This is a genomic window from Gordonia sp. p3-SID1431, from assembly GCF_025143765.1.
GTDB lineage: Bacteria > Actinomycetota > Actinomycetes > Mycobacteriales > Mycobacteriaceae > Gordonia > Gordonia hongkongensis.
On sequence record NZ_JAMBDT010000002.1, the window covers coordinates 45,260 to 65,600 of the forward strand.

A 20,341-nucleotide genomic window follows, 5' to 3' on the forward strand; every position below is an offset into this window, starting at 1 on the left:
CCGACGCCGGGTCGTACTGGTCGGTCAGGGCTCAGGCGCCGGGTGTGTCGTAGAGCGAGGGATCGACGGTCACCTTCTGATAATCGGTGAGTTCGCCGTTCTTGGTCGCCTTGGCGAGGAGGCCGTCGGCGCTGCAGATGTTGGGGGAGATGGGGAGCTGTTCTCCGTTGCACTGGAACATGAGTCCGTTGGTCAGCGGATACTCGGTCGGCGGTGCCGTCTTCATGGCTGCCATGACGGTCTCCGCCGTCGGGTCGGTGACCTTTGCCGCGTTGAGTGCCTTGATCATGCCGAGCATCGGAGCGTAACCGACCGACGAGAGATTCCCGAACTTCGCGCCGTCACCGTACTTGGCGAGAACTGCTGAATAGAGTTGCGAGTCGGGGGCATCCGGGCTCAGATCGAGTGTGGTGGCGACGTTGATGCCCTCGTAGCCGTTGGGGATCGAGCTCCCCCCACCGATCGTCAGGCACCGATCGATCGCGAAGATCGGAGCATTCGGCTTGGTTGTCTTGATCGCCTTGAAGGCGCTGGTGCAGAAGCTGTCGTTACCGATCACGAAGAAGTTGTCGGCGTCACCGCCGGCCGCGCTGATCTGCGGTGTCATGTCTGCGGTGCCCGGCGGGATGCCGACCACACTGAAGTCGAGGCCGGCGTTGCCCCAGATCAGCGATCCGATCTGGCGGGTGGGTCCCTCGGCGCCGGGGACGCCGATGGCGATGCCGACGGTGTTCTTCAGCCCCTCGTCCTTTGCCGCCGTCGCCGAGCTCGCGAAGTAGGCGGTGCCGTTCGTCAGCAAGTACACGCCCGGCGCGCTGAGGCCCTTCTGGGTGGTGCCACTGTGAACCACCAGCGGGATCTTGGCTGGCGACAGGACGTCGATGAGGTGGTCCAGTTCACCTGGAGTGGGACCGACCACGGCGGCGGCACCGGCCTGCACCATCTGGTTGGCGCAGTCGGCGGCGGCGGCGGGTTGAGCCAACGCTTCGCACGACTTGACCTCGATGGGATGACCACCGATTCCGCCGAGGTACTCGTTGGCGTAATCGGCCGCGGCGACGGCGCCACGGATCTCGTCGCTGACGTCGATGGCCTGCGACTTCCCGTCGCTGATGAACCCGATGGTGATCGGTGTACCGGTGGCCTTGTTCGGGGTGCCCAGCACCGACTCATTGGCTGAGGGCTCCGCGGCGGAGTCGCCACCGTCATCCGAGCCGCCACAGGCGACCATGCCCGCGGTGAGGATGACCGACAGGAGGGTCGTGGTGATGAACCGCCGGCCGGTCCTTGATTTCGTCATGCTGTGCTCCTGAGTTCGGGACGAGGGATTCCGCCCGCAGATGGGTTTCTCGACTGAGCGTCGTACCGGACTCCGCGTCGATGGAGGGTGAGTCATAAAAAGTACGGACTGTCAGATGAGACACCTTGATACTGGACTATGGCGCGGGTCACTCCCAGCATTCCCGCCGTATGTTACCTAATCGTTACCGTAGAGTCTGGAATAAAGCGAGCTAGAACCCAGAAAAGCCATTGTCAAGCGAGGATGGTGAGCCCGCTTGAGCATGGTCGGCGTCTGACGGAGTAATGATCACTTCGTCAGAAATATGTGACGATCGTGAGTAGCGATGCGTCGGAGCTACGACAGGCGTGTCGCGAGGTACCTCAGTCCCCGCGGACCACCGCCCTCATCGAATCGACGTCGACGAACTTCACCCGCGGTCGCTTACGCGGCTTGCCCGCGGCCTTCTCCGCCTTGTCGATCAGGGTCCAGCCGGCGAAGTCGACGACTTCGGGTGCTCTCTCGGCCAGGAGTTCCGCGAACGAGTCCGCGTCCTGCGGCGGATCGGCAAGAGCTTCGGCGACGTAATCCTGGAGGAGGAGATCCACGGTGTCGGCTGCACATTTCTTGTTGGTTCCGATGACACCGGACGGACCACGCTTCACCCAGCCGGTGGCGTAGACGCCCTGAACGGGCTCGCCGCCGTGCAGAGTGACGACCCGGCCCTCGACGTTGGAGATGACCCCGCGAGCGTCGTCGAACGGCACTCCGGGGACCGGAACGCCGCGGTAGCCGACCGCGCGCAGCACCAGGGTCGTCTCGATGGCGTCGGTGACGTCGGTGGGAACGGCGACGACTCCGCCGGACTCGGTCAGTTGCAGTTCGTTGCGTGTGATGCTGATCGACTCGACGTGGTCTGTCCCGGAGATCTCGGTGGGGGAGGAGAGGTATCGCAGGACCAGACGTTTCGCCGCGCCTGTGTCGCCGTCCGCGGCAACCCTGCGGGCCAGGGAGATCTTCGCCTTCACCGACGACTCGGTGTCGGCGGCGTCGAGGATGCCCTGCGTGACCGGGTCGATCTCGACGTCATCCGGGTCTATCACGAGGTCGACGCCCGGAAGATGGCGCAGTGCCATCATCTCGGGGTTGGTGTAGCCGGCTTGTGCGACACCGCGGCGGCCGAGGACCACGACCTCGCGGATGTTGCTCGTGCGCAGCACCTCGAGTGCGTGATCGGCTATGTCGGTGCGGTCGAGGTCATCAGGATCGGTGAGCAGAATCCGAGCGACGTCGAGGGCGACGTTGCCGTTGCCCACGATGACGGCGCGCTCGCCGCTCAGGTCATAGGTCCGGTCCGCGTAGTCGGGGTGGCCGTTGTACCAGCCGACGAACTCGGTGGCGGTATGACTGCCCGGGAGGTCCTCGCCGGGGATGCCCAGGCGACGGTCCGACGACGCTCCCACCGCGTAGATGACCGCGTGGTTGTGGGCGAGCAGCTCCTCGTGCGTCAGATCGACGCCGATCTCGACTCCGAGGTGCAGCCTGAAGTTCTTGCGGCGCTCCAGTGTCCGGAAGATGTCGGTGACCGCCTTCGTGCCGGGATGGTCGGGGGCGACCCCTGAGCGCACCAGTCCGTACGGCGTGAGCAGGCGCTCGAACATGTCGACCTGAACGCCCTTCAGCGAGATCAGCTCGGCGGCCGCGTAGAACGCGGCCGGTCCCGAACCGACGATGGCCACGCGCATATCCGAGAAATCCGCTTTGCGCCACAACGGTTTCGGGACGTCGAGTTGTCCGGACTGCAGGGGGTGCTGTTCGAAGTAATCGGCATTGAGCTCGATGAACGGGAGCTCCGGGTCGTCCAGTTCGTCCTCGGCCTTGATCGCGTCGACGGGGCAGGCCTCCACACATGCGCCGCAGTCGATGCATGTCTGCGGGTCGATGTGCAGCATCTCGGTCCGCATGAAGTCCGGTTCGTCAGGCGTTGGGTGGATGCAGTTGACCGGGCAGACATCGACGCACGATGCGTCGTTGCAACAAGCTTGCAGGATCACAAAAGCCACGTGAGTCAACCTCCAATATCTGACAGTTACGTCTAGTTTGATCGTGAGTGTGTGCCTCTGTCAAGGGATGACCGAGCCGCTCTCGACTGGGTTCGGTATTTGATCTAACGTCTGTGTCACTATTGATCGGTGGGCGGCGCGCGGGCGGGCCACCCACCGCGTACGGACGAGGAGTGACATGACCGAACAGAACCGCTTGGTGGTGTGCGCGAGCCACAGCCCCGGCATGGAGCGCGACACCGATCTGGTCTTCGGAACGGAGTTCCGGGCGGGTCTGGCCGAGGCACGCGCCGTGGTAACCGAGTTCGACCCCGACTTCGTGGTGTTGTTCGGTGGCGACCACCGGCGGGCTTTCCGCCACATCGTCCCGACCTTTGCCGTCGCGCTGTCGGCCTCGATACTTCCCGAAGGCGGCCACGCGGAGGGTCGCCTGGACGTTCCGGCTGACATCGCCGCCGAGCTCGGCGCCCATCTGCTCGACTCGGAGTTCGACATCTCGATCTGTCGGGAGGTCGGCCTCGACCACGCGTTCGCGCAACCGCTACGAGATCTGACCGGAGACCTGAATGCGTACCCGGTCATCCCGCTACCCATCAACTGTGCGACCGGGCCGCTGCCGTCGGCTGCGCGGGTCCTGTCGTTCGGCGACGCGGTCGGACGGTTTCTCGACACGATCGACGCGCGCGTGCTCGTCGTCGGGACCGGCGGACTGTCGCACTCGCCGCCGAGCCTGGAACTCGATGCCTTCGACATCAGCGACGAGGAGCGGCGGCGCGTGATCACCGAGGGCGCCGCGGCCGCGCGGAAGAAGATCAAGCCCGAGTGGGACAGGGCCTTCCTGGATGCGCTGGCCGAGTGGGATGGTGCCGAACTCGCCGCACTCACCGACGACGCGCGTGCGCAGGCCGGCGTCGGCGCCAACGAGGTGCGAACCTGGCTCGCAGCGGGCGCCGCCGGCGGCGGGAAGCCGCTGCACACCGTCGCCTACCAGCCGGTCGAAGAATGGATCACCGGCATGGGTCTCGTCGTATCGCGTTGACCTGCGCCCGGCGACCGACACGATGAGGGGGTGGAGCCCCTGGCGCATCGCTACCAGGGGTCTCTCGCGACAGCCTCAGTTCGGCCGTCCGGACAGGTGGTCCGTCCGCCCGGAGGACGCGACCGGTCAGCGGCCCTGCCAGACCGGGGCGCGCCTCTCCGCGAATGCGCGCGGGCCCTCCTTGGCATCCTCGGAGCCGGCGACTGCGGGCAGTGCCGCGTTCGTCATCTCCCAGCCGACTGCTTCCTGAGGACGATCGCCACTCTCGTTCTGCGCCAGGGCGATTCGCTTGGTGGCGGCAACCGCGAGCGGCGCGTTGCCGGCGATCGTCGCAGCGAGCGCCAGCGCGGTGTCGAGAACGTCGGCCGCGGGCACCACCCGGTTGACCAGATGCAGGTCGAGTGCCTGGGCCGCGGTGATCGACTCGCCCGTCAACAGTAGTTCCATGGCGACCGCCGGCGGGAGTTTCGCGGCGAGACGGAACGCGCCGCCTGCTCCGGCGATCAGCCCGCGGGTCACCTCCGGCAACCCGAACACCGCGGTGTCGGCCGCAACGACCAGATCGCTGGCGAGTACCAGTTCGGTGCCGCCGCCGAGCGCCGGTCCGTTGACAGCCGCGATCGTGGGCTTGCTGATCGCCTGTCCGACGTATCCGGCCAGACCCCACTTCTCGCGTCCGGGCGGGATCACAGCTTCCCCGCGCATGATCGCCTTCAAGTCGGCGCCGGCACAGAACGCCTTGTCGCCGGCTCCGGTGAGCACGACTGCGCGAACGTCGGGATCCTTGTCTGCTTCTGCCAGGGCATCCCCCACCAGAATGCACATCTCGGCGTTCACGGCGTTACGCGCCTGCGGGCGGTTCAGCGTGATGAGCAAGACGTGGCCGCGGCGCTCGATCAGCGCGGGGGCTTCGGCAGTCACGGTCATGATCAATTCCTCCAGGATCGGTAGTACGGACAACGGTTGACGATCAGGCCCAGACGTCCGCGGTCTCGGCCGGACGGCGAGGCGGTGGCGTCGGTAGTGCAGGCGACGTCCGTGAGAACGCCGGTGCCGGTGCGGGTTGGGTGACCCCGCCGATCGCGGTGAACACACCGCGACCGACCATGTGCGCATCGGTCTCGGCTTCGGCGAACGTCAGCACCGGGGTGACACACGCGTCGGTCCCGGCGAACATCGCGGCCCACTCGTCCCGTGTCCGCGAACCGAAGCGTTCGGTGAAAATCGTGCGCATCCGCGGGAAACCGGCCGGGTCTCGCTGCTCGCCCACCTCGAGCGGATCGATACCGAGTACGGCGAGGAGCTCCGAGAAGAACTGCGGCTCCAAGGCGGCGACCGCGACGTACTTCCCGTCAGCACACTCGTAGGTGTCGTAGAACGGCGCGGACCCGTCGAAGACGTTGACGCCGCGATCGTCTGACCACCGACCCGCGCCACGCATGGCCCACAAGAGGTGCCCGAGCATGGGGGCGCCGTTCACGATCGCGGCATCGACGACCTGGCCTCGACCCGACGACTGTCGCTCGACCAGGGCCGCGACCAGCCCGATCACCAGAAACATCGAGCCGCCGCCGAAATCGCCGAACAGGTTCAGCGGCGGCACCGGGCGTTCACCCGGCCGGCCCACGGCGTGGAGCAGCCCGGTCATGGCGATGTAATTCAGGTCGTGCCCGGCTTCGGCGGCACGCGGACCAGTCTGTCCCCATCCGGTCATCCGGCCGTAGATCAGTCGCGGATTGAGCTCGGCGACGTCGTCGGGTCCGAGGCCCATCCGCTCCGCCACGCCCGGACGGAACCCCTCGATCAGGATGTCGGCTCGCTGAACGAGCCCCCGGATGTCACGCAGGTCCGCCGCGTCCTTCAGGTCGGCCTCGACGATCGTCCGACCTCGAAGTCCGGCCGCGGCGGGGCGATCCGGGGCCAGCGAGCCACGACGCTGGACGCGGACGACGTCCGCGCCCAGATCGCCGAGCAACATCGCGGCGTGCGGCGCCGGTCCGACACCTGCTAGTTCGAGTACGCGAATCCCGCCGAGCGGTCCGCGCGCCGAAGTTGCGCCGTCAGTCACTCGAGGGGAGTGGCTTGGCGCTCTTGACGTCCAGCAGCTTCCCGTCCAGCGACAGGCTTCCGGTGCCGGGCTTGGTCACCAGGATCTCGACGGTGTCGTCGGCGTCGACGTAGCGTTTGCCGATCTGGGTGCCGCCGTCGAGGCCCGCGGCGGGGCTGAGCCCGGCCACCGGTGACTGCGTCACATCGATCATCGGCTGACCCCCGCAATCGAGTGCTGCCTCGCCTGCCGGCGCCTTGATGATGATGACCTGGGTGCCACAAACCTGGCTTTGTAGACGACTTCCGGTCTTGAACACGGTGTCTCCGTTCTCTTGCTGATCGGATCAGGTGGTGTGCACGCGCTACGCGTGTGCGGTCGCAGGACGATCGACGATGTCCTCGACGACTTTCTTGCGCAGTATCTTTCCGGTCGCGGTTGCCGGGAGGTCGTCGAGGAAGACCACCCTGTCCGGTGTCCGGGAACCACGGAGGCGCTCGCGTACGTAGGTGCGCAGTTCGTCGTGGTCGGGCGAGGAGCCCGCCTCGACGACCACGGCGGCCACGATGGCCTCACCCCAATGAGCATCGGGCACACCGACAACCACCACCGAATGGACCGCGGGATGCTGTACGAGTACGTCTTCGATCTCGGCGGGTGCAATGTTCTCGCCGCCACGGATGATGGTGTCGTCGTTGCGCCCCACGATGAACAGATACCCGGCGGAATCGGTGTATGCGAGGTCCTTTGTGGGAAACCAACCTTCGGCGTCGAGGACCGACCCGGCCCCCATGTACTCACCGGAGACCTGCGGTCCACGTACCCACAGCTCGCCTTGCTCGCCGTCGGCCACCGGGAGGCCGTCGGGGCCACGCAACTGGATCTCGATCCCGGGCACCGGCCGGCCGACGGAGCCCAGGCGTGCCTGGACGTCGCGATCGTCGCTCTCCATGGCCGCGCGATGGTCGTCGGGACCGAGAAGGGCAATGGTCGAACTCGTCTCGGTCAGTCCGTACGCATTGACGAAGCCCGCCTGGGGGAACGCGCGTAGCGCTGCTTCGAGGGTGGGGCGCGGCATCCGTGCCCCACCGTAGGACAACGATGCGAGAGCGGGAAGGTCGGCCGGCGCACCCGCGAGGGCATCGACGATACGGTCCAGCATCGTCGGCACGACCATCGCCGAGGTGGCGCCCTCGCGGCGGGCGAGTTCCACCCACCCGTGTGCGTCGAACTGGGGAAGATAGATCATCCGCCGGCCCGCGTAGACGTTCGTCAGGATCGTGCCCATCCCGGCGATGTGATAAGGCGGAACGCTGATCAGCGCGCCCTCGTTGTCCGCTGCGGAGCCGTATTCCACTGTGCTCATGACGTAGCTCAGCAGATGGCTGTGTCGCAGGATCACACCTTTGGGGGCGGAGGTGGTCCCGCTGGTGAACAGGACGATGGCCGGATCGTCGGGGTCGACGTTCGCGGCCGGCAGGGGGTCGGCGGCAGCGGCCCGCGCGGCCGTCGCGAACTCCTCGGTGGTCGTCACGTTGTGATCCGACGACAGTTCGGACACGTATCTCGGGTCTGCCACGACCAATGGAGAGCGGGTGCGCGCGATCAATTGCTCGAGTTGCGCGGCGGCCAGGCGGTAGTTCACCGGGACGAACGGGACATCGGCATGGGCCGCGGCGAACAGCAGCACCGGGAGTTCGAGTCCGGATTCCCCGAGGAAGACGACGTTCTCGGCGCCTGCCTGCGTGATGACGGTCGCTGCGCCGGTGACCAGTTCACCGAATTCGGCGTAGGTCAGGGAGGCTCCGTCGACGGTGATGGCCGTCTTGTCGGGGTTGCCCGACAAGGCCATGTCCAAGATCAGCGAGATGCTCATTCAAGACTTCCAAATCTCTCGTGTGAATGACGTGGGTCACTCCTGCACGGAACCATAGTAGATCATCTGACACCCTGTCCATGCAATGGCCGAGCCGAGTCCCTGACGCGGATGCGGCGAATATTTGCCCAGTTCAGAATCCATCATCGCAAGATGGGGGTGCCGAAGCCTGCTCGGTCCGGCCGCGATCGAGCGAGTCTTGAATATCGGTGATCTGACATCTAGGGTCAGTTTCGAACGTCGACAGGCCCGACGAGTTCGCAATCGAAAGGTGGCCGAGATGGCGCTTGCCATATCCTCCGAACACATTGACCTGGCCGACGCCGCCGTCGGCCATCTCGCGCGGCACGGTGTGCGTGCGGCTGCGCGGGCCTCTCTGGACGGGGCTGTCGAACTCGAGACCTTCTGGTCGAGCACTGCAGACCTCGGTTGGCTCGGCTTGCACCTACCGGAAGAGTACGGGGGCTCAGGCTACGGCATCGCCGAATTGGCCGTTGTCCTCGAGGCGATGGGGCACGAGTTGGCTCCCGGCCCGTTCCTGTCGACCGTGGTCGCGTCGGCCGTGATCGCTCACGCGGGCGACGAGGATCTCCGCGCCGAACTCCTCCCGGGTCTCGCCGACGGTTCCACGACAGGCGCTGTGGGGCTCGCCAATGGATTGTCCCGCGACGCCGACGGTCTGATCAGCGGCCAGGTGCGCGCGGTGTTGTCGGCACCTGAGGCAGACCTCCTCGTGCTTTCCCTCGGCGACGACCTCGTCGTGCTCGACAAGGCCACAGCCGGCGTCGAGGTCGCGGCGGCCGAGGCCCTCGACACCACTCGCGGTATCGGCACGGTGTCGCTGACCGCAGTCGCGGTCCCGACCAACCGTGTTCTGCGCAGCGCGAGTCGGGCGGGCCGCAGTGTCCTTCGCGTCCTGGCCGCCGCAGAGGCGATCGGCGGCGCGCTCGCGTGCCTCGAGATGGCCACCGATTATGCGAAGGTCCGCGAACAGTTCGGACGGTCCATCGGGTCATTCCAAGCGGTCAAACACCACTGCGCCAACATGCTCATCGCCACCGAGGCGTCGATCGCGGCCACCTGGGACGCGGCGCGTGCGAGTGACATCGACGGCATCTGGTTCGCCTCGGCGGTCGCTGCCGCGTACGCGGGCCCGGCCCAACTGGGCAATGCCCGGATGAACATCCAGCTGCACGGGGGCATCGGGTTCACCTGGGAACACGACGCCCACTTGTACTTACGCAGGGCGACCACCGTGGCCGCGATTCTGACCGACGGCGTCGATCCGCTCGCCGACATCGTCGATGCGTATCGTGCGGGGCAGGCGCAGGGCGCGTCGTTCGACCTGCCACCAGAGGCCGAGGAGTTCCGCGCGGCTGCACGCGCCGAGGCGCAGGCCGTACGATCCCTGCCCGAGGGGCAGCGCCGTGACCACCTGGTCGACAGCGGATACCTCGTGCCGCACTGGCGTAGGCCCTGGGGACGCGAGGCCGGAGCGATCGAACAACTGGTCATCGAGGAAGAGTTCGAGGGTATCGACCTGCCCGATCTCGGGATCACGGGTTGGGTCAATCTCACCATCGCGCAGGTGGGTTCGGATGATCAGCGAGAGCGGTGGATCGAACCGGTACTTCGCGGTCGCGACCAGTGGTGCCAGCTGTTCAGCGAGCCCGGCGCGGGTTCGGATGCTGCTGCTGTCCGGACCGTCGGCAAGAAGGTCGACGGCGGTTGGCGCGTGACCGGCCAAAAGGTCTGGACCAGTGTCGCTCTCGAATGTCAGTGGGGCCTCGCGACCGTCCGCACCGATCCGGACGCCTCGAAACATGCGGGTGTGTCGATGATGGCGATCGACCTCTCGTCCGAGGGAGTCCAGATTCGTCCGCTCCGCGAGATCACCGGTGAGGCGCTGTTCAACGAGGTCTTCTTCGACGACGTGTTCGTTCCCGATTCCGATGTGGTCGGGGAGGTGGGCGAAGGATGGAAGGTCGCCCGGGCCACTTTGGGCAACGAGCGGGTTTCCATCGGCGGCGGCAGCGGTTCCATCGACTTCGGCGTCGCGGAACTGGTCAAGTTGCTGGACGGGACCGGCGCCCGTGACGCGGAGCATCGGGTCGGCGAGATGATCGCCGAAGCCCACACACTGCGTCTCCTCAATCTCCGCCAGGCCGCCCGAGCGGTCATCGGTGCCGGACCAGGACCCGAGGCGAACGTCACCAAGCTGATCAAAGCCGAACACTCGCAACGAATCACCGAGCTGGGCATCGACCTGGCCGGTACCGCCGCGGTCACCGGAAACACTCCCGGCCTCACGTACGCCTACCTGTTCGCGCGTTGCCTGACCATTGCCGGCGGCACGTCTGAGATCATGCGCAACACCATCGCCGAACGTCTGCTGGGCCTGCCGCGCGAACCATCGGTTCGATGACCCCCTCCTTGCCGCTCGTCGGTATCACGGTCATCAGTCTCGAGCAGGCGGTGGCTGCGCCGTATGCCACTCGTCAGCTGGCCGACCTCGGCGCGCGGGTCATCAAGATCGAGCGCCCCGGGGTCGGGGACTTCGCCCGGGGTTACGACGAGACGGTGCACGGGGATTCGAGCTACTTCGTCTGGCTCAACCGGTCCAAGGAATCGTTGACGCTCGACCTCAAGAGCGAGGTCGGGCAGCGGATTCTGCGCGAACTGCTCGCAGATGCGGACGTGTTCATCCAGAATCTCGGTCCGGGGGCAGTGCGCCGGATGGGTTTGGGTGCCGACGACCTCGAAGCCTCGCATCCCGGTCTGATCGTCTGTGAGATCACCGGTTACGGAGAGGGGCCGTGGCAGTCGCGGAAGGCCTACGATCTGCTCGTCCAGGCCGAGGCCGGTCTGATCGCGGTGAGCGGGACCGAGGACGAGGCCGCCAAGGCGGGGATCTCCGTGGCCGACATCGCGGCCGGGACCTTTGCCTATTCGGGTATCCTCGCCTCGCTGTACACGAGGGCGACGACGGGCCGCGCGCCCGCCGTTTCGGTGTCGCTCTTCGAGGCCCTCGCGGAGTGGATGGGTTCCCCGATGTACTACTCCCGGTATGGAGGCACCGCTCCGCGTCGGACCGGAGCCAGGCATGCGACGATCGCGCCGTATGGTCCGTTCACCGCCGGTGATGGCGGTATCGTCCTGCTCGCCGTCCAGAATCAGCCCGAGTGGCAACGACTTTGTGCGGAGGTCCTCGGCCTGCCGGAGTTGGCGGATGATCCCAGGTTCACCAAGAACCCCCTGCGCGTGCTCAACCGGGAGGAACTGGAGGCGATCATCACCGCCGCGATCCAATCCCTCACGGCGGACGAGCTGGAAGACAAGCTCGAGGCCGCGGGTATCGCCAACGCCCGGACGAACACCATGGTGCAAGTGTGGGACCATCCGGTGCTGGCCGAACGCAAGCGGTGGCGCACCGTGCGCACACCCGGCGGACAGATCGGTGCGTTGTTACCGCCGGCTGATCTGAGGGGGGTCGATCCCCGGATGGATCCTGTTCCGGCACTGGGCGAACACAGCGAGAAGATCTTGGGGGAACTGGGCGTGGACGCGGCGACGATCGATCAGTGGCGGCACGCGAACATCGTGTGAGGCAGCGGTGAGCTGTGGCGGTTGCCTCCCGGCGCGCCCTACCCCATCGCAGACAACAACGGATCGAGTCGCTCGCCGGTGAGCGACTCGATCCGTTTGTTGTGTGGTCGTCAGGGTCCTATTTGGGCTGGAACCGCAGCGCTCCGTCGATGCGAATGACCTCGCCGTTGAGGTAGTCGTTCTTCGCGATGTGCTCCACCAGGGCGGCGTACTCTGACGGGCTACCCATCCGAGATGGGTAAGGAACCGTTGAACCCCAGTACTTTTCGGCCTCCTCCCGTTCCATCTTGAAGGCCGGTGTGAAGAAGGTGCCCGGTGCGATGGCCATCACGCGGATGCCCTGCTTGGTGAGGTCGCGCGCGGCAGGCAGCGTCAGACCGACGACGCCGCCCTTGGCCGCGGAGTAGGCGGTCTGTCCGATCTGACCTTCGAACGCGGCGATGCTCGCGGTGTTGACGATGACACCACGGTTGCCGACCTCGTCGGGCTCGTTCTTGGCCATCGAGGCGGCGCCGAGTCGCAGGACGTTGAAGGTCCCGTTGAGGAACAGATTGACGTACCACTGGAACTGTTCGAACGAGGCCGGCTCACCGTCGCGACCGACCACGCGTGACGCGCCAGCGGACCCGCCGTGCGCGTTGACGACTATCCGAAGGGGCGCAAGCTCGTTGGCGACCGCGAGGGCCGCGTTGACACTGCTCTCGTCGAGCACGTCGGTGCTGACGTAGCGCACGTGGTCACCGAGTTCGACTTCGAGGGCCTTGCCTTTCTCATCGTTCAGGTCGGCGATGACCACGGACGTACCCGCGGCGGCCAGGGTGCGAACCGTGGCCTCTCCGAGACCGCCGGCGCCACCGGTGACGAGCGCGGATGCGCGACTGATATCCATCTGAAGCTTCCTCTCCTGCTGCGGCATTCGGTCGAATGCCGATCAGACCACCCGTAATGAGTTCCCTCAAAGATGACATAGTCGTCAGAAGTAGTCAATGACGGACGGGTCCCAGGCTTCAGATGTCGTGTAAAGCAACGCTTCTGGCGAAGCAACTTTCCGACCATGGGTCAGAAGAGCACTGACGAGTCCGGTCTCAGGGGTCAGGCCAGATGGCTGAAGAATCCGCGCCGGATGCACGCGATCAGGAGATCGGCGGTCTCGTCCTCCGACAGCGGAGGTGACTGTTCCCGCGCGGCCTGCGGAATTCTGGCGACCAGTGAGCGGAAGATGATGGCCGCGACCACGGGGTCGAACGGATAGTCACGTCGCGTCGCGACGAGGTCGGCCACCATCGCCGCATCCATGGCCGCCTGCCCGCAGACGCCGAGTTGACCCACGATGTCGTTGTCCGTGGTCTGCTCGTTCCACGCCCCGATCGAACCCGAGTAGCGCCTCATGAAATCGTCCAGGCTGCGGATCCAGGCACGGAGCTCTGTGGTGTCCGGGTCGGTGAGATTGATCTTGCTCAGGCGCTCGGCGTGATCTATCGCCAGATCGGCGGCTTCGATGCTGATGGCGACCAGGAGGTCCTGCTTCTCGCTGAAGTACTTGTAGAACGTCCCGCGGGCGAGTCCGGCCTCTTCTACGATGTCGTCGACGCTCGTACGGTGATATCCCTTGAGCTGGAACTGCTTCGCGCCGGCATCCACCAGAGTGCGCACGGTGTTGATCGCACGCTTGCTCAGATTCGCGGTCCGGTCCTCGACGGACAGGCCGACGGTCGAAGGCAGCGGAGGCACCTCGATGACCACGTCCTCGGGCGGCGTCTCCAGAGGAATGCTGTTGAGGACGGACGACGGGGTCTCGGGGAACAGCAACAACTGCAGGTAGACAGACAGCGAGTCGACCACCGCCTGGGTGTCTCGACCGTAGGTGCGATCAGTGGCGAGGAACAGGTTGATGCGGTGCACGATCGCGATCATCGCCATCGCGGCCACCCGCGGTTCGATTCCCTGCAGGTCCGAACGCTCGAGCCTGTCGGTGACCAGCTTTGTGTAGGCCGACATGAAAGTGTCGATCTGCGGCCGGACGGAGGTGTCGGACATGGCCACACTCGTCCACTGCACGAACATCGTGGAGTATCGGTCGAAGACCCAGCTCCACTCGCCGAGCCACCAGTTGAGGTTGTCGAATCCGACCTTGGTCGGGCCCAGCGGGCCGATACGCCGCGCGACCCGGAACAGAGCCCGCCCGCACACATCCAGGAGTTCGAGGAAAATCTCGTCCTTGCCGGGAAAGTACTGGTAGAGCGTGGCCCTCGAGATGTCGGCCTCTTTGGCGATGGCGTCCACGGAGGTGTTGAAGAAGCCCAGCCGGCCGAACAGATCCAGGGAGACCTCGACGATCTTGGTGCGTGTGTTCGCGCCCCGGCTGCCCACCTCGGGGCTCGACGGGCCATAGCTGGCCCTGCGCGTTATCGGCGTTGCATCTGACATGGGAGTTCAGCCTAACCGCTGATCGCCACAGCGGACGACCGACCGTCCCGAAACGGCACGATCGTCTTCGTCACGCTGCCACATGTGGTACGACGAAATCGGCCGATCCGGCGATGGCGACCGCGCCATTCTGCCGGGTGCACGTCAACTCGACGGCGGCAATGGTCTCGCCGCGGGCGTTCTCGGTGATCGCGGTGACCGCGCCGGTGCAGGTCAGGACATCGTCCGGCCATACCTGTTCACGGAACCGCACACCGTAACGGCGTACGTTCTCGGCCCCGAGCCAGTCGGTCGCAAAGGTCGCGAGCAACGCGGACTGGTGCATTCCCTGCGAGAACACGGACGGGTTCCCGGCGCTGCGTGCCATGGTGTCGTCGTAGTGCATCGGGTTCAGGTCCCCAGAGGCTCCCGAGTACCGGACGAACATCTGACGGGTCAGCGGTCCGAACTGTCGAGGCGTGGCGGTGCTTCCGACGGTGAGGGCGGTCATCGGGTTGCTCCTCGGGCAGCGCGTTCGATGAAAGTTGCGGTGGCCTGGGCGACCAGATCACCGGTTCGGTCCCGGAACTCGGTTCTCACGACGGCGAATCGCATCTGACCTCCCCGCTTGCCGGGCTTCTCGTATCGGTCGACGATGCGCTCCTGCGCGATCAGGACGTCGCCGACCCTGGGGGGAGGGCCGACGAACGTGTACTCCTGCTCGCCGTGTAGCAGTCGTCTGCGGTCGAAACCGACGTTGATCCGTACTCCCGCCGGTGCCCACTGCGCGGCGTTGACGAGAAATGTCGGTGGGATGATCGCGTCGGGTCCCTGATAAGCGGGGTTGTCCGACTGCATCGCGGCGGCGAACTCGCGGATCTTGCCCTGTTCGATCACCATCTCCCAGGGTTGGCCGGTGGTGCCGACCGGCGACGGTTCAGGCGGTTCGCTGTTGGTCATCTGGTTCTCCAGTGCTCAGTTCGGTGAGATATCGGTCCACGAGTCCGACGACGGTGGTGGGATACCTGCGGGCGATCTCCATGTCGAGACCGTCTCTGGCCAGCAGGATGGCGAGACGGTTGTTGATGAGCGACAGCACAAACGCTGCCAGCAGTTTGTAGTAGCCGATGTCGCCGTCGACTCGTCCGCCGAGTTCGACGTATCGACGGAGAGTCGCTTCGCTGTCGAGGATACCGGCGGGGCGGATGAAACCGAGTGCTTCACAGAGGAATTCCTCGAACATCAGCCACCAACCCAGATCGATCTCGGGGGGTCCGGTGGTTGCGGTCTCCCAGTCGAACAATGCGGCGACCGACATGTCGTCGGCGAAACACATGTTCCCGACACGAGCATCACCCCACACCACGCCTTCGCGGTCGGTGGTCGGCGCCCCGGTCATGATGGCATCGAACGCGCGCGCCAGGGTCTCCGCGCCGACGGCGAGATCGGGGCGAGCCCACTCGTACCAACGTCGGAGGTTGTCGAGATAGCGGGCGAGCCCGGTCGACCCGGTCGCGGAAGCTTCGCGCAGGAAGTCCAGCACGTCCGGGTCGTCCACCTGATGGACGGCCACCAACGACTCGATCGCGTTGTCGTAGAGGAGTTCTCGCTCGGGAGTCGAGAGCTCGGTGGTCCAACCACGCTTGTGCCAGCTCGGCACGTCCGAAGGCGTGCGGCCACGGACACGTCGCATCAGATAGAAGGGGGCGCCGAGGATCGAGGAATCGCGTTCGATGCACACGATCTCCGGAACCGCGACGCGCGCCGTCCGGCCCAGCCGTTTCATGATCTCGGCCTGGCGGGGTGCGTCCGGAGTGGTGAACAACTGGTGGTCCGATGCCTGCATCCGCAGTACGAGGTCCGCGCGTCGCCGGTTTCCGGCCGGGTCCGTCCACGTCGCGGTCAGGAATACCGTCTTGCCCGAATAGCCCGCATCCGGCGCCGAGAGATCCGAGATCTCGAAGTCGGTGCCGTCGGGTGCGATGCGCGGGGGAAGCCAGGAGTCGAGAACCTCGCGTGCATCGCCGCCGAGGTCACCCCGGGTCGGTGTGTAGACCATACGAATTCCATTCCTCCGGCCCGGGCGCCGCCGCGAAACTCGGACTGCCACGCCCTTTCATAAAGTGACCAACACTGTCAGAATAGGCCCATGACCGACGAAAAAGCCAACTTTTCGGGGATCGCGTTCGATCCTGCGCTCGGGACCGGGCGACCGCCTCGGCCGGCGGTGGGTGCGTACACGCTTCCAGGGCGCGTACCGGATCCCCGGCCGGTGATCGGCCAGGCGGTCGAGGCCGAGCGCCTGGGCTTGAGCACACTGTGGCTCAGCGAGCGGTGGGGCACGAAGGATTTCGGTGTCATCGCCGGGTCGATCGGCCAGGTCACGGACACGATCGAGATCGCCTCGGGGATCACTCATTTCCAGTCCAGGCATCCGGCGATGCTCGCTTCGATGGCGATGACGGCCCAGGCGATGTCGAATGGACGGATCGTCATCGGGATCGGCCGCTCGGTCGACGCGATGTGGCGTGCGGTCGGGCTACCCCCATCCACGAATGCCTCGATCGTCGACTCGGCCGAACTGTTCCGACGGCTGTGTCGCGGCGAGAAGGTCACATACGACGGACCGGCCGGCAGATATCCCTCGCTACGCCTGGCCGATGTTCCGGACCAGCCGGTTCCGCCGTTGGTGTTCGCCGCGATCGGCCCCCGGGGGCTCGGCATCGCGGGCCGGTACTTCGACGGGGTGCTGTTGCACCCGTTCCTGACACCGGAGGCCGTCGCCCGATCGGTCCGGGTCGTCCGTCAGGCGGAGAAGGATGCGAAACGCGCCTCCGGCAGCGTGCGGATCTACGCCACCGTGGTCGTGGCCTCCGGCCTCGACCCCGCCGAGGAACTGGCCGTGATCGGTGGCCGTGCGGTGACGTACTACCAGATCCCGGGGTTCGGCGAGCAGCTGGCGAAGGTCAACGGATGGTCGGTCGAGGATCTGGACGCGCTCCGTGCGCATCCGCACCTGCGCGGTGTCCGGGGGGCGGCGGATTCGGTTCGGACACGCGAACAGCTCACCGAGGTGGCGTCCTCGCTACCCGAGGAATGGATCCGGTCGGCGTCCGCGGTGGGTTCGGGGACCGAATGCTGGCGGACATTCGATCGGTACCGCGATGCCGGCGCCGACGAACTGGTTCTGCACGGTAGTACGCCCGATCAGCTCGGACCGCTGTTCGGCAGCGCCGAGGGCGCGGTACCGTCGTTGGTCTAGGGTGACATTACTGCCAGAAATACGGACGGGCCGATGGGTGATCACGACATCGTGGCTGCCACGCTCGCAGAGCACAGTGAGAGGTTGTACGTGTACGAATTCGAAGGCATGTACGTATCGGGAAAATGGAGTCCGACATCGGGGCCGCCGATCGAGGTCCGTTCGCCCGCCGACGGCGAATTGCTCGGACGGGTCGGCGAGGCGACCGCGGCCGACGTCGCCGTCGCGGTCGAGGCCGCCCGGACGGCGCTCGAGCATGGCCCGTGGCAGTCCAGCACCGCCGCCATCCGCGCACAGGCGATCACCGCCCTGGCCGATGCGATCGGAGCACGGACGAAAGAGTTGGCCGACGTCGTCTCCGCCGAGGTCGGGTCACCACGGAAGTGGACGACCTTCGGGCAACTGGCCACCGCCCTCGGGGTCTACCGGGCCTGTGCGGCGATCGTCGAGGACTACGAGTTCGAGGAGAGACGCCCGTCGGCGACGGGTGGCGAGGTTCTGGTGCGTCGACTCCCGGTCGGTGTGGTGGGAGCGATCGTGCCCTGGAACGCACCGTTGTTCACCGCCGCGTTGAAGATGGCTCCGGCGCTGGCCGCCGGGTGCACGATCGTCCTCAAGCCGTCACCGGAGGCACCGCTCGCCCTCTCGATGCTGGCGGAGTGCATCGAGGAAGCCGGTATCCCGGCGGGGGTGATCAACATCGTCTCCGGTGGTGTGGCCACGGGAGCGGCGCTCGTCGCCCACCCTGGTGTGGACAAGATCAGCTTCACCGGATCGACCGCTGCCGGAAAACAGATCGGCGCCGCGTGTGCGCAGGACGTCCGTCGAGTGACCCTCGAATTGGGAGGCAAGTCGGCCGCTGTCGTGCTGGACGATGTCGTGGTCGACGCCACCCTCATCAACGGACTGGTCACCGGCGTGATGGCCAACAACGGGCAGATCTGTGCCGCGCAGACGCGGATCCTGCTGCCGCGCAGTTGCTACGACGAGATCCTCGAGCCGTTTGCGGCAGCAGTCTCGGCGATGCGCATCGGTGATCCAGCAGAACGTGACACCGAGGTGGGACCGGTCATCAACGCGGCGTCCCGCGACAGAATCGAGAACGCGGTGGCGGGCGCGGTCGACGCCGGTGCTCGCCTGGTCGCCGGCGGTACCCGCCCTGACGGTTTCGACAGCGGTTCGTATGTCAGCCCGACTGTGCTGGCGGACGTCGACAACGACATGGCGATCGCCCGTGACGAGTTGTTCGGGCCGGTTGCGGTGGTCATCGCCTACGACGACGAGAACGACGCGGTCGCCGTGGCCAACGACTCGGAGTACGGACTCGCGGGTGCGGTCTGGTCGGCGGATCCGGTGCGGGCAAGCCGGGTGGCGGCGCGTATCCGAACCGGTTCGGTGTCGATCAACTCAGCGGCGCCACTGGACTTCGGGAGTCCCTTCGGTGGTTTCAAGAAATCAGGTATCGGACGCGAGGGTGGCCCGGAAGGCATTGCGGCATACCTCGAATCGCAATCGATCATCCTCTGACGTCTCGTCGGAACGTAGTGTGGAAGGACAATAAATGGAGACCAAGGCCGCGGTTCTGTGGGAGCGCAACACAGCTTGGCAGATCGAGACCATCGAACTCGATGCCCCGAAAGAACAAGAGGTGCTCGTCGAGCTGCATGCCTCGGGGATGTGTCACTCCGACGAGCACATCGTGACCGGCGACATGCCGTTCCGGTTGCCCTGTATCGGCGGGCATGAGGGTGCGGGTGTGGTGAAACAGGTCGGCTCCCACGTGTCGTGGCTACAGCCGGGCGACCACGTCGTGTTCGGATTCATCCCGTCCTGTGGACGGTGCCCGTCGTGTTCCAACGGGCATCAGAACCTGTGCGATCTGGGTGCCAAGATCTACAGCGGGAACCAGATCCAGGACGATACGGCGCGCCATCACACCAAGGGGGAGGACCTCGCGCTCGCCTGTGGCGTGGGTTCTTTCGCCCACCACACGGTGGTCAACGAGGCGAGCTGCATCAAGATCGAACCGCACCACCCCCTGGACCGCGCATGCCTACTCGGTTGCGGATTCATCACCGGATGGGGATCGGCGGTCTACACCGCCGACGTCCAGCCCGGCGAGAACGTCGTCGTCGCCGGGGTCGGGGGCATCGGAGCCGCGGCGGTCCAGGGGGCGAAGCTCTCCGGGGCGCGGACGGTCACCGTCATCGATCCGTCGGAGTACAAGCGGGAGATCGCACTTCGGATGGGTGCCACACACGTGGCCGAATCGTGGGAGGACGCCCGGGGTGTGGTCGCGGAGGCGACGTGGCACCGGGGAGCCGACAAGTTCATCTGCGCCATGGGCGTGGGCGAGGGACGTCTGGTGGCAAAGGCCCTGGCGATGACGGCCAAGCGCGGGCGGCTCATCGTCACCAACATCCACCCGATGCTCGAGCGCGAGATCTCGGTGAACCTGATGGACCTCACCCTGCAGGAGAAGCAGATCGTCGGCAGCCTGTACGGTTCGGCCAATCCGCGCGCCGACATCCCGAAGGTTCTGGAATTGTGGAGCGGTGGGTTCGTCGACCTCGACGCGATGGTCACACGCAGCTACCCGCTCGAGGGCGTCAACGACGGCTACGACGACATGCGCGCGGGTAACAACGTGCGTGGCATCCTGCGTTACCCGGCTGCCGACGCGCCAGAGGATCAGTCGTTGGAAAAGGCTGCTGCCGGCGTGTGATCCGCTGTTCCTTCCACGCTCGAACAGCCGGTGTCAGA

At 66.0% G+C, this 20,341-nt stretch carries 17 protein-coding genes; 6 read left to right on the plus strand and 11 right to left on the minus strand.

Annotated elements, in window-relative coordinates; all coding sequences use genetic code 11:
• Positions 1-31: 31 nt before the first annotated feature.
• Together M4D77_RS01175 and M4D77_RS01180 are read right to left on the minus strand one after the other, a co-directional pair.
• Positions 32-1,300 carry an ABC transporter substrate-binding protein gene (locus tag M4D77_RS01175; protein ID WP_065632519.1) on the minus strand — a complete coding sequence of 423 codons (1,269 nt, stop codon included), beginning with the start codon at positions 1,298-1,300 and terminating at the stop codon, positions 32-34.
• A 362-nt stretch (positions 1,301-1,662) separates the two neighbouring features.
• Positions 1,663-3,342 (minus strand): FAD-dependent oxidoreductase, encoded by a 1,680-nt coding sequence (locus M4D77_RS01180; protein ID WP_065632520.1) that lies wholly within the window; start codon positions 3,340-3,342, stop codon positions 1,663-1,665.
• Between the two features lie 178 nt (positions 3,343-3,520).
• Between M4D77_RS01180 and M4D77_RS01185 the strand changes: the two genes are divergently transcribed.
• Entirely contained in the window at positions 3,521-4,381 is an 861-nt protein-coding gene (locus M4D77_RS01185) for a 3-carboxyethylcatechol 2,3-dioxygenase (RefSeq protein WP_175401198.1), read from the plus strand.
• A 126-nt stretch (positions 4,382-4,507) separates the two neighbouring features.
• Here M4D77_RS01185 and M4D77_RS01190 read toward each other — a convergent pair whose 3' ends face one another.
• From M4D77_RS01190 to M4D77_RS01205, 4 genes are read right to left on the minus strand one after another with little or no spacing between them, the layout of a single operon-like run.
• The gene (locus tag M4D77_RS01190) at positions 4,508-5,308 is read right to left on the minus strand and encodes an enoyl-CoA hydratase-related protein (protein WP_065632521.1); all 801 of its coding nucleotides are present in this window, start codon (positions 5,306-5,308) and stop codon (positions 4,508-4,510) included.
• Between the two features lie 43 nt (positions 5,309-5,351).
• Positions 5,352-6,449: a CaiB/BaiF CoA-transferase family protein gene (locus tag M4D77_RS01195; protein ID WP_065632522.1), complete on the minus strand. Its 1,098-nt coding sequence runs from the start codon at positions 6,447-6,449 to the stop codon at positions 5,352-5,354.
• Positions 6,442-6,747, minus strand: a complete 306-nt coding sequence (locus M4D77_RS01200; protein WP_065632523.1) for a hypothetical protein — start codon at positions 6,745-6,747, stop codon at positions 6,442-6,444. The genes M4D77_RS01195 and M4D77_RS01200 overlap by 8 nt, the downstream gene beginning before the upstream one ends.
• A gap of 45 nt (positions 6,748-6,792) precedes the next feature.
• Positions 6,793-8,304 carry a class I adenylate-forming enzyme family protein gene (locus M4D77_RS01205; protein ID WP_065632524.1) on the minus strand — a complete coding sequence of 504 codons (1,512 nt, stop codon included), beginning with the start codon at positions 8,302-8,304 and terminating at the stop codon, positions 6,793-6,795.
• Between the two features lie 280 nt (positions 8,305-8,584).
• Between M4D77_RS01205 and M4D77_RS01210 the strand changes: the two genes are divergently transcribed.
• Positions 8,585-10,729 carry an acyl-CoA dehydrogenase gene (locus M4D77_RS01210; RefSeq protein ID WP_083207507.1) on the plus strand — a complete coding sequence of 715 codons (2,145 nt, stop codon included), beginning with the start codon at positions 8,585-8,587 and terminating at the stop codon, positions 10,727-10,729.
• Positions 10,726-11,910: a CaiB/BaiF CoA-transferase family protein gene (locus tag M4D77_RS01215; RefSeq protein ID WP_065632526.1), complete on the plus strand. Its 1,185-nt coding sequence runs from the start codon at positions 10,726-10,728 to the stop codon at positions 11,908-11,910. Before M4D77_RS01210 ends, M4D77_RS01215 begins: the two co-directional genes overlap by 4 nt.
• Positions 11,911-12,028: 118 nt before the next feature.
• On the opposite strand, the gene M4D77_RS01220 is transcribed toward M4D77_RS01215, so the two are convergent.
• The 5 genes from M4D77_RS01220 to M4D77_RS01240 all read right to left on the minus strand — a co-directional run bounded on the left by M4D77_RS01220 (position 12,029) and on the right by M4D77_RS01240 (position 16,375).
• Positions 12,029-12,799, minus strand: a complete 771-nt coding sequence (locus M4D77_RS01220) for an SDR family NAD(P)-dependent oxidoreductase (protein ID WP_065632527.1) — start codon at positions 12,797-12,799, stop codon at positions 12,029-12,031.
• 203 nt (positions 12,800-13,002) lie between these two features.
• Positions 13,003-14,337 (minus strand): TetR/AcrR family transcriptional regulator, encoded by a 1,335-nt coding sequence (locus tag M4D77_RS01225; RefSeq protein WP_247450262.1) that lies wholly within the window; start codon positions 14,335-14,337, stop codon positions 13,003-13,005.
• A gap of 70 nt (positions 14,338-14,407) precedes the next feature.
• Positions 14,408-14,827: a MaoC/PaaZ C-terminal domain-containing protein gene (locus tag M4D77_RS01230; RefSeq protein ID WP_065632529.1), complete on the minus strand. Its 420-nt coding sequence runs from the start codon at positions 14,825-14,827 to the stop codon at positions 14,408-14,410.
• A complete protein-coding gene (locus M4D77_RS01235) occupies positions 14,824-15,276 on the minus strand; it encodes a MaoC family dehydratase N-terminal domain-containing protein (protein WP_083207502.1) in 453 nt (150 codons plus the stop codon). The genes M4D77_RS01230 and M4D77_RS01235 overlap by 4 nt, the downstream gene beginning before the upstream one ends.
• The gene (locus M4D77_RS01240) at positions 15,254-16,375 is read right to left on the minus strand and encodes a phosphotransferase family protein (RefSeq protein ID WP_065632530.1); all 1,122 of its coding nucleotides are present in this window, start codon (positions 16,373-16,375) and stop codon (positions 15,254-15,256) included. The genes M4D77_RS01235 and M4D77_RS01240 overlap by 23 nt, the downstream gene beginning before the upstream one ends.
• 90 nt (positions 16,376-16,465) lie before the next feature.
• Here M4D77_RS01240 and M4D77_RS01245 point away from each other — a divergent pair, with 90 nt between their 5' ends.
• From M4D77_RS01245 to M4D77_RS01255, 3 genes are all read left to right on the plus strand, one after another.
• On the plus strand, positions 16,466-17,578 hold the full coding sequence (locus M4D77_RS01245) for a TIGR03857 family LLM class F420-dependent oxidoreductase (protein WP_083207503.1): 1,113 nt from the start codon (positions 16,466-16,468) through the stop codon (positions 17,576-17,578).
• A gap of 108 nt (positions 17,579-17,686) precedes the next feature.
• Positions 17,687-19,105, plus strand: a complete 1,419-nt coding sequence (locus M4D77_RS01250; protein ID WP_396266476.1) for an aldehyde dehydrogenase — start codon at positions 17,687-17,689, stop codon at positions 19,103-19,105.
• Positions 19,106-19,139: 34 nt separating this feature from the next.
• The gene (locus M4D77_RS01255) at positions 19,140-20,303 is read left to right on the plus strand and encodes an NDMA-dependent alcohol dehydrogenase (RefSeq protein ID WP_065632531.1); all 1,164 of its coding nucleotides are present in this window, start codon (positions 19,140-19,142) and stop codon (positions 20,301-20,303) included.
• Positions 20,304-20,341: the final 38 nt, after the last annotated feature.